Genomic DNA, 14,885 nt, shown 5'->3' on the forward strand with positions numbered 1-14,885 from the left:
TGCAAAATTAAGCTTTCAGGCTGCCTGAAATCCCCCAATCTCCCCCGCCACATCTTTCATCACCTGCCGAAACCACATCTGCACAGGGTCATAATGGCTTTTGGCGTGCCATGCCATGACCTTTTGATAGCCGTCAATGGCAAAGGGCGGTTCTAGCACCGTCAAATCAGGGCATTGCTCTAAAAAATGAGCAGGGGCAACGGTTGCCAAATCGCTCATTTTAACAAATCGGGCAACAGCGAAAATGCCTGACTGAATGCGTCTCACAGCGTGTTTGCCGATAATTTTAATGCGGTGTGGGCGGTGGCGGAGCTGTTTTTGACAAATAGGTGCAATGGGTAAATTCCGTCCAAATCAAATGGGCGGTGTTTAATCTGTGCTATAATGTCCTTTTGATTTGGACAACACCATGAAAACCCACCTACACGCCCTAATCATCGGAGCGACAGGGGCGACAGGCACGCCCTTGACCGAGCAGTTATTAGCCGATGAGCGATTTGATAAAGTTACGGTATTTGTTAGGCGAGCGATTGAGCTGACCCACCCCAAACTGACCGTTCATATCGTTGATTTTGATACGTCCGACACATGGGCGGATAAGGTGCGTGGAGACGTGCTGTTTGGCTGTCTTGGCACGACCTTAAAGCAAGCAGGCAGTAAATCTAAGCAGTACAAAATCGACCATGATTATACCGTCAATGTCGCCAAAATCGCCCACCAAAATGGCGTGGGACAAATGATTGCCATTTCATCAGACGGAGCAAACCCAAACAGTCCGCTGTTTTATTATCGGTTAAAAGGCGACATGGAGCAGTCATTGTCCGCCATTGGTTTTGATAAGCTCATACTCATGCGACCACCGTTATTAAAACGGCAAAACAGCGACCGCATGGGCGAGCGATTGGGCGAAAAAGTGCTGGGCTTGGCAAACCGATTTGGGCTACTTATGTCCGTCAAACCCATGCCAACCGATACGTTGGCAAAGGCGATGGGACAGGCTGTGTTTGCTGATAAGGTGGGGGTTGTGGATAAGGGGGAGATTTGGGATTTGGCAAAATAGCAGGTTAAGTGATGGATTGTGCTCTGTTGCGACCTGTGTCAAGCAAAATACCGTCTTAGTCCTGCCAGCAGTAGCTCTGTTTCGATGTCAAGCTCGCCCCCAAACTGCACATTTATCATGTCCGCTCCGCCCCCTGTGAGCGTAATCTCAAAATCAGGGTAGTCTGCTCGCACCGCACGCACCGCCCCCACCACGCCAAACAGTACGCCATGATTGACCGCATCAAAAGTTGTTCGTCCAAGCTCGGTGCTATCAAATCGCCCAGCTTTCACCGCAATTTGTTGGGTGCCTGCATATAGGGCATGGCGTTGCATATAGACGTTGGGCAGGATATATCCGCCTAAATGTGTGCCATGTTCTATCAAATCAATCGTTAGGGCAGTGCCACAACCAACCACGCATTGTTTTTTGGTGCGATCAACCACGCCGAGCATTTGTAGCCATCTATCTACGCCAAGCTGATTAGGGTCATAATGGCTTGTCAAAAGGGGGTGGTTGGCGTTCACTTTGGCGAATTCAAACGGCACGTTAAAGCCTTGCAAGGTCTTATTTATGGCGGTGTTAATCTTATCGCCAAGCACGCTAGAAATCCCCACAAATTCAGGCTCAAAGCTCGCCAGCGTGCCAAGCAGTCCAAGCAATAATTCATTGGGGGCTTTTAGATGTTCTTTTGCGTCATGGGCGATAATCGTGTCGTTATCCACTATCCAATATTTTAGGCGGGTATTGCCCAAATCTAGCCAAAGTTTTTTCATGATTTTCCTTAATAAAATGGGTTTTGGTATTTATATAAATTAACCATGCCAAATAAAATCTAATTCACAATTTTTGCCATACCTGCAAATATCGGTTTTATATCGCCATGATCATTTAATAACAATTCGCCTTGATTGCCAATGCCAATGCAAGTGCCTTTGGCATAAATATCTGTCATATTATTTTGCATAAAAATATGAATGAGTTTGTCGGTTAAAAGATGATTGGCGTTAAATTTATCAATAAAATTTTGTAGATACATGGGTTCTTTACATTGATTGCAAATCTCTACCGCTTGAAAGATCGAATTTGTCATGGGAATATATAAATCTTGGGCGGTTGTTTTTGTATTGGATAATTCTTTTAAACACGTTGCTTGATAAAGACCGTCTTTTATCATAGGCGAATTATTGACATTTAGCCCCACGCCAATTACCACACCCACAAGCGTATTTTTATCCAATTTTTTAAAAACAGGTTCAATTAAAATGCCCGCCAGTTTTTTAAAAAATCCTGCTTTGTTATCATAAAAGCCCACGTCATTTGCCCATTTTACGCCAATGGGGGGTAAGTTTTTGGTTTTACGAGTTTGATTGATGTTTTGGATAATATCTAAATGAGATAATTCAAATCCAACCGCCAATGACAATAAGCCCGATAATTGATGTAGTTCAAATTGCCCCTGCCCAATTGGAACATATAAAGACAAAAACACATTGTCCGCACCGCTCACCCATGTCCGCCCATGCTGTCCACGCCCTGCCGTTTGGTGGCTTGCCGTGTATAGGTGGGGGGCGGTGTGGGGGTGCGTGCCGTCTGAAATGGCGTGGATTAGCTGGGTGTTACTGCTGTCTGTCGTGTCAAAATGAGTGTGGGGCGTGGCGGTCAAAAAATTTGGCATGGGGCGGTTTTTGGTCGTTTCAAATGAATAAAAATAAGCTATAATACCATAAATTTGGTAAATGTGAGAGTATGTAACATGATGTATCTGTGGTTTGTGGTCGCAGGAGCGTTTGCGGGCGTGTGTGCAGGGCTGTTTGGCGTGGGCGGTGGTCTTATCATCGTGCCAGCACTGGTGTGGATTTTGGGGGCGTATGGCTTTCCGAGCGAGTTTATCCCCCATGTGTCGGTGGGGACGGCGTTGGCGACTATCATCATCACGTCTATCAGCTCGCTGACCGCTCACAACAAAAAAGGCGGTGTGCGTTGGGATGTGTTCAAAAATTTGACTTATGGCTTGGTGGTCGGTTCGCTGTTTGGGGCGTGGGTGGCGACGCTTATTAAGGGGGATTATTTGCAAGTATTGATTGGTGTGTTTGCCATTGCCATGTCCATACAGATGTTTATGAAAAAGGCGGACGAGAACATCAAGCCCTTGCCCAAGCCGATGAGCCAAAGCGTGGCAGGCGGCGTGATTGGTATGGCTTCGGCGATTTTTGGGATTGGCGGTGGTAGCCTAAATGTGCCGTATCTGACCCACGCAGGTCTGCCCATGAAACAAGCGGTCGGAACTTCGGCAGCGTGCGGTCTGCCTATTGCCATTGCAGGGGCGTTGGGCTTTATGGTATTTGGACGAAGTCATGTGGCAAACATGAGTGAGCCTGTGGCAGGACTGCTTGGCTTTGTACATTTGCCTGCGTTTGTCGCCATTAGTGTGGCGAGCTTTATCACTGCCAAACTTGGGGCAAAAATCGCCCATAAACTGCCAGCAGGGACGCTCAAAAAAGCCTTTGCGTGTCTATTGATTGTGGTGGGTTGTCAATTGGTGTGGAGTGGGGTAGTGGGGTAGAATGTGCCTATTGAGCTTGATATTTGTCATAAGTATGTAGGGGCGTGCTGTGCACGCCTATAAAAAACGACAATATTAAAGAAAGTACTTAGCATGCCCTCATATATCATAATTATGACAGCTTTAAAGTTCTTTGGTTGTATTTTAGTAGGCAGGATCTGAGTAATAGGAGTCGTAATATTCATAATCGTCAGAATAGGGTCTTATATACTCATTTAACACAGACCAAGAAAATATACATGCACCAATAATGCATATAATTATAGTTAAATCTAATTCTGGATTTGGCTTGGATGGCAATCCATAATCATTTTTATTTTCATCGCCAGATTTAAAGATTAAGTATACTATGAATAAAAAATTAAGATAAGGAACTAGTACCCATAAAGTATGCCAGCCTGTTAGGTTGATATCGTGCAACCTTTTTCTTGTTTGCCATAATATTCTCCAGCATGGGTAGATGGCTGAAAGAATTAGATATCCACTTGCAGAATCATAAATGGAGCTTTCTGATAGTATGGCAATGATGATAAAAAAAGCTGTCAAAAGAAATATTAGCTGATTAGCCAATAGGCTTCTCAAATATCTTAGACGACCAATTCTATTGTCTGTATCAACATAATCTTCTTCGTGAGAAAGCTCATTAGATTGCGTTCTTTTTATTTGCTGACTTAAAGCATTTTCTATACCCATAGGGTCTTTTGGTGTGGTTTTTTCATTGTTATAAGAATATGGGTTGTAATCAAACTGAGGTAAAAATTTTAAATCATTCTTGTTTATGTTTTTCATATTTCAATCCTTAGGTTTTATTTTATATACCACTTGATCATTACTAATATTGATTTTATCTAGCTTTTCCATCTTGTGGAGTTCTTCTAAAAAAAATTCAACATAAAAATTTGTTAAAAAATCAAAATTTGATTTTTTGATTTGATCTACAGATATAATAGATTTGCTTTTTATATATAATAAAATATCATTTTTAACAGTGTTTATTATTTTTTTATTATTATATATTTCTTGGTGTATGTCTTCATAATATAATTCAAATTTTTGTCTATCCCCTACTATCTTTTTGTAGATAGTAGAGTCATTCTCAACTTGTCTGTAATGTATTAATTCATCATAGTCATAAAAATTATATATGGGAATGCCGATGCCTAAGGTATTTAAGCAATACTTTTGAAAATATTGACGTCTCTCATAAATAACTTCATTTTCTTTTATGAGAGATGTTATCTCGTTGATTTGATTTTCTGTAAGATTCATTTTTAATTTCCATGCTTGATGTCAGGACTGGTTATCGGAAAATTTAAAGGTTTATTTTTTAAAGATAGGTAATCGTCTCTAGTAATGTATTCTTGCCTTACCATTTTTTTGCTACTTATTTTTGTCATTTGATCAGATTCTCCTTGCCTGTCTTTAAAGTAAAAATCCCACTCAATAATAACATCTTTTGTGTGATTATCAATATAAATAATAATCTCTCCGCCAATCGAATTTAATTCTTTTTTGCTAACGGTGTCTATGATTTCTTTGTCTATATCAGGAGAGATATTGTCCAATATATATTCTATTGAGACGGGTTCTTTTTCCTTAAAAAATATCTCTTGAATGGCACCTAGTGCGATAGGTGTGGTCATAACCGCCATAACTTTCTTAAGCATTGTAACTCCTTAAAGGTGTAATTGTAACTCTTTAGCGACTTCATCGGTAATATCTACTGTATTGCCGGACTTTAATCTATTTCGGATGTGCTCAGGAACTTCGCTGTCATTAATACGCTTTGTTTCGACTGTTTCACTCCATGATTGGGTTACTTGATCGTACGAGTAATATTTAAAAGTTTTAATAATAGCTCTGTCCACGGCTTTTGCCAAAGAAACAACACCTTGCAAATTCTGTTGTACTTCTACAGGAAGTCTTTGAAAGCTTTCAATGAAAAAATTTCTAATTTCTTCCCAAAAAATAACCACAGCCGCACCAACAGCCGCACCTGCAGCCATCCAAAGTAGTAGGCTTACTGGATCAATCATATATCATTCCTTATTTTTAACTTGATTAAATGTTTTTTCGCCAAGTTGGGTTTTTACATATTCTTCACTAACTTGCTTGGTTGTTATTTGTGAAAATTGGTTTGCCTTTTGACTTGTCTTAATCTCATCAATTGCTTTTGTAAAATGAGAAAGAGAGACAGAATTATCGCCACTTCGTGAAGCAGACAGAGCTGACTTTAACACGCAGTTGCTAATATCACTGCCAGACAGCCCGTCTGAGTGTTCTGCCAAAATCTCAAAATTGACATCAGGGGCTAGGGGTAGGGCGGTGGGGATGTATTTTTGCCACAATTTTTGGCGATTGCCTAAGTCAGGTAATTCAAAAAGAATATGCGATAGGATTCTTCGCATAAAAGCAGGGTCATAATTTTCAATAAAATTGGTGGTAAAAATAATCAAGCCTTCGTGGTCGTTCATGAGTGTCAGCAGTACCGAGCGGGTTTGATTGACACTCACATCGGTGGCGTGCGACATATTGGTAACACGGCGACTTAAAATAGCGTCTGCTTCATCAAAAAAGATAATCGCATTTTGCTCTTTGGCGGTGTTAAAAAGGGCTGTGATGTTTTTGGAAGTTTCGCCAACGTATTTTGATTCTATCTCGGCATAATTGACGGCGATGAGTGGTTTGCCAAGTTCATGAGCAATGGCGTGTGATGCCATGGTTTTACCTGTACCAGGTAAGCCGTATAGGTTAATGGCGATTTGGCGTTGGTGGGCGTGTGTGGTGGCAAGACCCCATGTGTTAAAGATGTGTTCGGCGTGTTTTTGGTAGGATAAAAAGTCGTGAATGCTGTTTAGGGTGCTGTCTGGTAGGATTAAATCCTTGACAGTAAATTTTGGGGTTGTTAGACTAAACTGCTGACTGCTGACTGCTGACTGCTGACTGCTGACTGCTGACTGCTGACTGCTGACTGCTGACTGCTGACTGCTGACTGCTTGGGCGAACTATGGGCATAAGATGACTCTGATACAATAGGTTTGGATATTATAACAAATATACACAAATTTTCTAGGGGAATTTTTGATGATTTTTATTTTTTTAAAACAAGCCAAATCAATAAATTAAGTTTTTCATATCTATAAATTTTTGCTAAAATACACCCCTTTTCCATACCCAATCCCAATCATCATGCGTCTAAAATCCCTAAAACTATCAGGCTTTAAATCCTTTGCCAATCCCACGACTTTTACCTTTAAGCACGACGTTACCGCCATTGTCGGGCCAAACGGCTGTGGCAAGTCTAACGTGATTGATGCCATACGTTGGGTGCTGGGCGAAACGTCTGCCAAACAGCTTCGGGGTGGGGCGATGAGCGATGTCATCTTTGCAGGCGTGGAGGGGCGAGCGGGCAAGAGTTTGGCGAGCGTGGAGCTGACCTTTGAGCATACCCAAGATGAGAGTACAGGCATTCGCCATGCCCTAAACCTATACCACGAGCTGACCCTACGCCGTCAAGTGACCAAGGAGGGTAAGTCTGATTATTATATCAATGGGCAAAAGGTACGTCGCCGTGATGTGGTGGATGTATTTTTGGGAACGGGGCTTGGGGCGAGAAGTTATGCGGTGATTGAGCAGGGTATGATAGGGCGGATTGTTGATTCTAGCCCCATGCAACTGCGTGAGTTCATCGAAGAGGCGGCGGGTGTGTCACGCTATCAGGCACGCCGAGCCGAGACCGAAAAACAGCTCAATGAAACCAAGGACAATCTGGCACGTCTTAATGACTTACAAGGCGAGCTGAAAAAACAGCACAAAACACTCATTCGCCAAGCCGAATCCGCCAAAAAATACCAAGCCCTAAATGATGAGCTGTTTGAGCTGAATAAAAATGACTTATTAAAACGCATTTTTGAGGCGTGGCAATACCTAGAAACCAAAAAACAAGACAAAGACAAATCCGCCCAAATCCTGCACGAGCTAGAACAAGCGGTCAATAAAGCCAAAAAAGAGCTGGATGTCCACTCAGCCAAACTTGCCGAGGCAAACTGGCTCAAAGATGACGCACGCGACAACTACCATAACGCCCGCATGAAAGAGCAGACGGCAGAGCATAACTATTATAGCCTAAACCAAGAGATTGCCAGTTGTGAAGACAAAATCGCCCGCCTAACCGAACTCAAAGCCCAGTCGGAGGCGAGCATTGTGGAGAATCAAAAAAGCATTGATGAGATTGACAAAGAGCTTGGGCAAATCAGCCCTGATGTGACCGAGAGGGCGTTAAAGCTGACCGCCTTACAAGAGGAGCTGACCCAAGCCCAAGGGGCGTTTAACACCGCCAAACAGCAAGTGGGCGAGCTTACCCAAAAAAAGAGCGACCTAGAAAACACGCACAAACTGGCGACAGCACAAAAAAACCGCCTGCTCATGAGTCACGAGCGAGTCACCAAAAAATACCAAGAACTCATCAATAAGCATGAAAACAAAGAGCAAAACCACGACAAAGAACAGGACGAGATAAAGACGCTGACGAGCAACATCGCCACGCTAAACCTTGCCATTGATGAGTTATCTGATGATGACGGCAGACAAGTGTTTGATGAAAAAAGTCGGCAAGTCAAAGCATTACAAGATGAGCTGTCTGCACTAGAAAAACGCCATGCGTCCATGATGGGCGAGTATGATACCCTACACAAACTGGTACATAAACCCAAGCACGCCCCGTCCGCCCATGATGACAGTGCAGACAACAGTGGGGCTGATGGTGTGGTCGCTGACACCAAAAGTGGCGTGGATGGTATCGCCATGTCCCAACTGGACTCATTAAAAGACAGCATTAAGCTGACCCGTGATGGCGAAAAACATGCCGATGTGCTGGATAAATTTCTGGGCTTTTGGCTGGACGCTCGGGTGATGGGCGATGGGCGTGATTTTTCTTTGTTACCACTCATCAATCATCTGTCAACAGCCACGCACGATGGCAAGCACAGTCATGATGATAAAAAGGATAAGAAAAAAGACGGCAAAAAAGCCAAGCACAAAGGCGATACATCAGGGCTATCTGCCCATGAACGCTTGCCGAGTATGGTGCTGTATACCGCACCCAATTTTAGGCAAAGTAGCGACAAACTCATTCCGCTCACTGCCTTGATAAAATCGCCCACATTGGCACTGTGGCAGGGCGTGTATCTGTTAGATGTGGATACCCAAACGCTTGATGAGCAGGGCTTTGACGAGCTTGTTACCGCATGGGCGGATGAGCTTGCCCAAGGCGTGCTGATTTTGACAAAGACAGGATGGATTATCGGCTCTTTTGGGGTCATGCACGTCTCTGCTTTGGGGCAGGGCGGACAGGGTCAGGGCATGCTTGGCGAGCGAGCCGAACACGCCAAACGCCTAGATGAGCTAGAAGAGAGACTGGGGCAGATAGAGAGCGAGCTAGATGACAAACAGCGGTCGTTAAAGGCGATGATGAGTGAGTTAGATGTCCTAAGAGTGGCACAAGAAGAACGCCACGCCAAGCACAGCGAGCTGACCCACAGCCTACACGAGAGCAAGGCAAAACTGGTCAAACTAGAACATCAAATAAGCCAAGATAAGCTGATATGGGAGAATTTTAACAGCCAAAAGATAAGCCTTAGCGATGAACTCTCCGAGCTAGATGGCGAGCTTAGGCTCATGGATGATGAGATTGGACGTAGCATGACGGCACTAGATGAGCATTTGCCGATATTGCAGGTCGCCCAAAACACCCTAAATGTGCTGTCGGTAAGCGTGGATGAGCTGTCAGGCAAGGTCAGGCAGATGACCCAAGACAGACAGGAGCTGACACTCAAACAGACCACACTCACCCAAAACAAAGCCCACGCCACAAGGTTGTTGGAGTTGTCCCATGAGAACGTGGCAAAGGCGGATGCTGAGACCAAGAAGCTTATCGCTCAGAGCGTGGCGATGAGTGAGCGACTGCCTGTGTTAGAAGATGCCTTTAAGCAGGCAAAAGCTGAGACCGCCGAGCTAAAAGTGCAAAGCGAAGAGCATGAAGCGGTGGCAAAAACGCTGGTCATCATGCAAGGCAAGCTACAAGAGAATCTGACCGATGCCCATGCTAAGTTCGCTGCTGCACAGGCGAGCATTGCCAATGCTCATGCCGATGTGGCGGTGGGGGAGAGCCGTTTGGCGGATTTGGGCGAGCAGATGCTTGGCATGAATGAGCAGTTTAACCTGCCGTCCACGTTGGCGGACTTTCGGGCGAGTACGCCTGTATTTGCCGACAACAGCTCTCGCATTGAGCACATTAAGGCGGACATTGAGAAGCTAGGGGCGGTCAATCTGGCGGCGGCGGCAGAGCTTGCCGAGTTAGAAGAGCGCGTCTCGCCCCTAGATGAGCAGGTGGCAGACATCACAGACAGTATGAAAAAACTCCAAGACGCCATTCGTGCCATTGATGACAAGACCAAACAGCTGTTTTTGGGCATGTTAAAAGCGGTCAATGATGAGATGAATGCGTTATTTGCCAAAGTGTTTGGCGGTGGGCAGGCAAGCCTAACACTCATTGATGATGAGAGCTTGCCCAAGGCGGACAAATGGCGGGCAGGACTCGTGCTAATGGCACAGCCCAAAGGCAAAAAAAACTCACGCCTTGCCGTGCTGTCAGGGGGCGAGAAAACACTGACTGCCCTAAGTCTGATTTTTGCGATTTTCAAACAGCACCCTGCTCCGTTTTGTGTGCTTGATGAAGTCGATGCCCCCTTGGATGATGCGAACGTGGGGCGGTTTACGAGTCTGATTCATGAGTTGTCAGACAGCGTGCAGTTTATTTTTATCAGTCATAACAAACTTGCCATGCAAGCGGCACATGAGTTAAAGGGCATTACCATGCCTACGGCGGGTATTTCTAGTCTGGTGACGGTCAATTTAGAAGAAGCAGAGAAATATCTAGAACCCCGTGAATGATAAAAAGGGTGTTTGGATAAGTGCGGGGTGCTTGTTATTTCGGTGTGTATTTTGGGGATTTTTAAAATAAAAATGGTTGGCATTGCTTGTCTGTGTTTTTGTTTTCAATATTAATTATCTATCATTAAAAATATCCGCCAATTTTACAACTTTTATACAACCGCTAAATGAGTTGCAAAATTAGTTTGATAAGCTAACCCATCTTTTACCGCCCAAATCATGGAACTCATCATGCACACCAAACATCGCTCATCTGGACGTTTTTTATCCTTATCCACCCTTGCCCTATCTGTCATGGGCGTATCGCTTGTGGCATGTGCCAATGCCAAAGATTATAGCCAAGACGGCAGTGTCTATCAGTTCATGGAAGCCGAACGCCAAAAGTCCAACACTAATGCCATGTATCAGTATGAGCAGAGCATGCAAGGCTCGCTGTTTGCCATGTACCCGACCTATTGGCGACTTAACAACGACATCACCTATCATGACCCTAGCACCATTAACAGCTTTGTTCAGCAGTACCCCAACCACGTCATCAGCGAAAAACTCGTGGCAGACTATGCCGAAGAAAAGGCACGCCAAGGCGACTATCACAGCGTGCGTGCGGTCATTCCTAATATCCGCAATGCCGATGCGTCCGAAGCATGTGCCATCGCCCTAGGTTATAACGGGGCAAATGACGCCCGTGCCTTAGAGCAAAAAGAGAATGTCTGGCTAAACACCCAAATCAGGCAGTCTTTGTGCGACAAGCTCGCCCTAGAAATGGGTAATAACCGCCACATCAGTCGCACCGACCGCCACGAACGGCTGATTCGCATGATGAGAATCGACGCCCGTCAGCTGTCATCACGCAACCCGCCCCTTGATAAGAGTGCGGACATCATCAGCCTTGCCCGTCAGCTTAACCTAGCCATCGATTATGGCACGCTTGCCAGTATCCGCTCGAACCCCAACGGCTTTTTTAGTCGGTTTCACGCCATGCCGTTTAGCGAAACCAATCAATACCTATATGTCTATGCCATCAGCCAACTGGCTCATCGTTCATATTGGGAAGCCAGCACTCAGCTAAATTACGACATTAATCAAGACAACGCCCGCCCCCAAAAACTGCTCTCAGACATGGCACGTCGCTATGCGTGGCGGAGCATTGCCGTTAAGCGTATGAACATGAACACCGATGACGGCTTTAATGTCGAAGCGGTGCATTGGTTTAGAAACAGCCTAGGCGAGCCGTTTAACTTTGAAGAAGCCGAAGATTATGCCCAGGCAGGGATTTATTTTGGACAATGGACGGACGTGATTAACGCCATTGGGGCGATGAGTAAGACCAAGGCAGGCGAGAACATCTGGCAGTACTGGCTGGCTCGTGCCTATGAGCAGACGGGCAAGGGCGGACAGGCTCGTCAGATTTACCAAAATCTTACCAAAAATTTAGACTATTATGGTCTGCTTGCTCGTGATAGACTAAATATGCCCCTGACCGCCAATGACATCGGCGGTATCGGTATGCCAAACATCAGTGCTAGAGATACTGCTCGTATCATGCAAAACCCTGATTTTGCTCGTGCCTTTAAGCTTATGGAGAGTGGGGCGAGCATGGAGCACATTCAGCGTGAGTGGAACTGGGCGGTGCGTACTACCACGAACGCAGGCGACCATCAGCTCGTGCTTGCTGCCGCCAAAAAAGCTCATGATATGGGAATTTATAGCCGTAGCATTCACGCCATGGAAAACTCGCCCCTAAGAGCATCAGCGATTAGCCACCCCATGCCTTACCAAAACAGCTTTATGACCCATGCAGGCAGTGCAGGCATTGACCCTGCATGGGCATATGGTATCACTCGCCAAGAGAGCCGTTTTGCTGCCAATGCTCGCTCGGGCGTAGGGGCAGGCGGTCTTATGCAAATCATGCCAAACACCGCCAAGATGATTGCTCGTAAAATCGGCGGTAGTGGTAATTCAAGCGACCCTGACACCAACATCCGCTATGGCACATGGTATCTGTCGGATAAGACCCGTGATTTTAATGGGCAAATCGCCCCTGCCACCGCCGCTTATAACGCAGGCACAACGCCCGCCCGCAAATGGCTACCCAAGCATGGCACCATCAGTGCTGACCAGTATGTCGAAGCCATTCCCTATGGCGAGACCCGTGAGTATGTCAAGCATGTCATGGAAAACGCCACCATCTATGGCGTGATACTCGGCAGATATACCCCAATTAGCCAACGCATGGGAACAGTATCGCCATCTTGGTAATGGGTGTAAGATAAAAAACCGTCCAATAGGGCGGTTTTTTTGTGGATTAGGCGTTGGGCTGGCTTGCCAAAATATCATTTAAATTGACTTCTAGCCACTCCACCAAATCCGCCACTTTATCGCTTGCCTGTTTGCCCCAGTCGGTAAGCGTATATTCCACATGGGGCGGAACGGTGTCAAAGGACTTGCGAACAAGCATACCGTCCGCTTCTAGCTGTTTTAGGGTTTCAGACAGCATGCGCTCGGACACGCCTTCTATCTCGCGGCGTATCTCGCTAAATCGTTTTGTGCCTGATTGTAGCACAACCAGCACCAAAATCCCCCAACGGCTTGTTAGATGGTTTAAAATCGCTCGGCTGGGGGCAGGCTTTGGCAAGGACTTTGCCCCTATCGTCATCGTGGTGTTGCATGGGTTTGCCTTTTTTAAATTGGGTTTTAGTGGCGTGTAAATACACCATATATTCACTTAATTTTAAAAAAGTAATAAAATCAATTACTTAAAAACTTTTTTCAAATTATTTTCATACTAACAAAAGTGTAAGTACTTACATAAAATAAATGACTTGCCTATAATACACCTTATCAACCCAACATTCAATCGGAGTTTTTATGAAAAAATTTGCAGTTATCGGTGCTACTGGTCTTGTCGGCGGTGCGGTAGTTAAAGAGCTTGCCGAGCGTGGACATAGTGTTACCGCTTTTGCTCGTAACACAGATAAGGTCTATCAAGCCCACAACGTGCAAGCGGTGGCGGTGGACGTGAATAGTCCTGATTTTGCTGATAAATTGGTAGGCTTTGATGCGGTGGTCAATGCCTTTAATGCAGGGTGGGAAAACCCTAATATTATCAATGACTTACAAACAGGTCATGCCAATATCCTATCTGCCGTCAAGCGTGCAGATGTGCCTTATGTGCTGGTGGTGGGCGGTGCAGGTAGCCTAAATGTCGCCCCAAATCTGCAACTGGTGGACACGCCCGATTTTCCTGCCGATGTCTATCCTGCGGCGAATGTGGTGCGTGAGCTGCTCGGCGAGCTTCGTACTCGCACGGACGTTAACTGGGCGTTTTTGTCGCCTGCGGTGATGTTTGCTATCAACCCTGTTTCTTTTGAAAAAACAGGCACTTACCGTATCGGACAAGATGACGTGCTGACCAATGCGGACGGCTCACCTGCCGATATTAGCGTGGCGGATTTGGCGGTGGCGATTGCCGATGATATTGAGCAAAAAGCCCATTTACATCAGCGATTTACGGTGGCGAATTGATTTAATGATACTGTTTAAAATACCGTCTGGGCGTGGCTTGGGCGGTGTTTTTTCTAATTTAAATAGAGGCAATGCGATGATAACTATTTTACCCTTAGATGACACCCGTTTATCTCAATTTAAACAACAAATGCAACTTAGCTTTAAAGACACCTATGGCGACGAGTTGCCCGAGCGTCATATCAATGATTCAATGCAAAAGCAAGGGGCGATTGCTTATATGGCGGTGGAAAATGGCGAGATGATTGGCGGTGCAATTGTCGTTATCAATGGCGATAAAGGTGAGCTGGATTTTTTGTATGTCAAAAGTGGCATTCAAAGCAAGGGCGTGGGGCAGACAATCTGGCAATTTATAGAATCGCACCATAAAGCGGTTCGGCTATGGCATTTATTAACGCCTTATTCTGCGGTGCGAAATTTGCATTTTTATATCAATCGCTTGGGCTTTGTGGCAACCGAATTTTATTGTGACAAAAACCCCAATCCGCATTATCCTGAATATGCCCATGATTTGATGTTAAGTTTGCAAAAGCAGGTTTGAGTTAGCATTGACACACCGCCCAAAATTGACTGATGTTGGTTTTGGGTGGTTTTTTTATTGTCTATCACACCAATCTGGGCTAAAACAACCCAAACTTTTAAGACAACCCTAAGGCAAATATACAAGCCAAACAATGGTTTGCCAAAGCCTGTGAAAATGGCTTGGAAATCGCTTGTCAATACCGCTAGTCCACACAAGCCCGTCAATGTACGAGTTTTTTATGGTAAATTAACAAAAGCTAATTGGCGGTAATTTGCCCCAAA

At 45.2% G+C, this 14,885-nt stretch carries 15 protein-coding genes; 6 read left to right on the top strand and 9 right to left on the bottom strand.

Annotated features, from left to right (window positions below; genetic code table 11):
- Nucleotides 1-15 precede the first annotated feature (15 nt).
- The gene (locus tag AAHK14_RS07240; protein WP_194092558.1) at nucleotides 16-267 is read right to left on the bottom strand and encodes a hypothetical protein; all 252 of its coding nucleotides are present in this window, start codon (nucleotides 265-267) and stop codon (nucleotides 16-18) included.
- Nucleotides 268-409: 142 nt separating this feature from the next.
- Between AAHK14_RS07240 and AAHK14_RS07245 the strand changes: the two genes are divergently transcribed.
- Entirely contained in the window at nucleotides 410-1,060 is a 651-nt protein-coding gene (locus AAHK14_RS07245) for an NAD(P)H-binding protein (protein WP_065256386.1), read from the top strand.
- Between the two features lie 38 nt (nucleotides 1,061-1,098).
- On the opposite strand, the gene AAHK14_RS07250 is transcribed toward AAHK14_RS07245, so the two are convergent.
- Together AAHK14_RS07250 and AAHK14_RS07255 are read right to left on the bottom strand one after the other, a co-directional pair.
- Nucleotides 1,099-1,815, bottom strand: coding sequence for a pantothenate kinase (locus AAHK14_RS07250; RefSeq protein ID WP_065256387.1), 717 nt, complete (start codon nucleotides 1,813-1,815; stop codon nucleotides 1,099-1,101).
- A 59-nt stretch (nucleotides 1,816-1,874) separates the two neighbouring features.
- Entirely contained in the window at nucleotides 1,875-2,717 is an 843-nt protein-coding gene (locus tag AAHK14_RS07255) for a biotin--[acetyl-CoA-carboxylase] ligase (RefSeq protein WP_065256388.1), read from the bottom strand.
- Nucleotides 2,718-2,795: 78 nt separating this feature from the next.
- Between AAHK14_RS07255 and AAHK14_RS07260 the strand changes: the two genes are divergently transcribed.
- A complete protein-coding gene (locus AAHK14_RS07260; protein WP_062499451.1) occupies nucleotides 2,796-3,605 on the top strand; it encodes a sulfite exporter TauE/SafE family protein in 810 nt (269 codons plus the stop codon).
- A 144-nt stretch (nucleotides 3,606-3,749) separates the two neighbouring features.
- Here the strand turns inward: AAHK14_RS07260 and AAHK14_RS07265 are convergent, their stop codons facing one another.
- Genes AAHK14_RS07265 through AAHK14_RS07285 form a run of 5 tightly spaced genes read right to left on the bottom strand, consistent with a single transcriptional unit; the run spans nucleotide 3,750 to nucleotide 6,481 of the window.
- The gene (locus tag AAHK14_RS07265; RefSeq protein WP_062499453.1) at nucleotides 3,750-4,394 is read right to left on the bottom strand and encodes a DUF805 domain-containing protein; all 645 of its coding nucleotides are present in this window, start codon (nucleotides 4,392-4,394) and stop codon (nucleotides 3,750-3,752) included.
- Nucleotides 4,395-4,397: 3 nt separating this feature from the next.
- Nucleotides 4,398-4,874 (bottom strand): hypothetical protein, encoded by a 477-nt coding sequence (locus AAHK14_RS07270; RefSeq protein ID WP_065256389.1) that lies wholly within the window; start codon nucleotides 4,872-4,874, stop codon nucleotides 4,398-4,400.
- Between the two features lie 2 nt (nucleotides 4,875-4,876).
- Nucleotides 4,877-5,272, bottom strand: coding sequence for a hypothetical protein (locus AAHK14_RS07275; RefSeq protein WP_065256390.1), 396 nt, complete (start codon nucleotides 5,270-5,272; stop codon nucleotides 4,877-4,879).
- Nucleotides 5,273-5,281: 9 nt separating this feature from the next.
- Entirely contained in the window at nucleotides 5,282-5,641 is a 360-nt protein-coding gene (locus AAHK14_RS07280) for a hypothetical protein (protein ID WP_065256391.1), read from the bottom strand.
- A gap of 3 nt (nucleotides 5,642-5,644) precedes the next feature.
- On the bottom strand, nucleotides 5,645-6,481 hold the full coding sequence (locus AAHK14_RS07285) for an ATP-binding protein (RefSeq protein ID WP_194092559.1): 837 nt from the start codon (nucleotides 6,479-6,481) through the stop codon (nucleotides 5,645-5,647).
- A 313-nt stretch (nucleotides 6,482-6,794) separates the two neighbouring features.
- Here AAHK14_RS07285 and AAHK14_RS07290 point away from each other — a divergent pair, with 313 nt between their 5' ends.
- Together AAHK14_RS07290 and AAHK14_RS07295 are read left to right on the top strand one after the other, a co-directional pair.
- Nucleotides 6,795-10,556, top strand: a complete 3,762-nt coding sequence (locus AAHK14_RS07290; RefSeq protein ID WP_065256392.1) for an AAA family ATPase — start codon at nucleotides 6,795-6,797, stop codon at nucleotides 10,554-10,556.
- A gap of 219 nt (nucleotides 10,557-10,775) precedes the next feature.
- A complete protein-coding gene (locus AAHK14_RS07295) occupies nucleotides 10,776-12,815 on the top strand; it encodes a lytic transglycosylase domain-containing protein (RefSeq protein WP_227514738.1) in 2,040 nt (679 codons plus the stop codon).
- A 46-nt stretch (nucleotides 12,816-12,861) separates the two neighbouring features.
- On the opposite strand, the gene AAHK14_RS07300 is transcribed toward AAHK14_RS07295, so the two are convergent.
- Nucleotides 12,862-13,212 carry a helix-turn-helix domain-containing protein gene (locus tag AAHK14_RS07300; RefSeq protein ID WP_197035906.1) on the bottom strand — a complete coding sequence of 117 codons (351 nt, stop codon included), beginning with the start codon at nucleotides 13,210-13,212 and terminating at the stop codon, nucleotides 12,862-12,864.
- 212 nt (nucleotides 13,213-13,424) lie between these two features.
- On the opposite strand from AAHK14_RS07300, the gene AAHK14_RS07305 reads away from it, so the two are divergent.
- Nucleotides 13,425-14,081, top strand: coding sequence for an NAD(P)H-binding protein (locus tag AAHK14_RS07305; RefSeq protein ID WP_065256393.1), 657 nt, complete (start codon nucleotides 13,425-13,427; stop codon nucleotides 14,079-14,081).
- A gap of 76 nt (nucleotides 14,082-14,157) precedes the next feature.
- Nucleotides 14,158-14,622: a GNAT family N-acetyltransferase gene (locus AAHK14_RS07310; protein ID WP_065256394.1), complete on the top strand. Its 465-nt coding sequence runs from the start codon at nucleotides 14,158-14,160 to the stop codon at nucleotides 14,620-14,622.
- Nucleotides 14,623-14,885 lie beyond the last annotated feature (263 nt).

This window comes from Moraxella sp. K1664 (assembly GCF_039693965.1).
Classification (GTDB): domain Bacteria; phylum Pseudomonadota; class Gammaproteobacteria; order Pseudomonadales; family Moraxellaceae; genus Moraxella.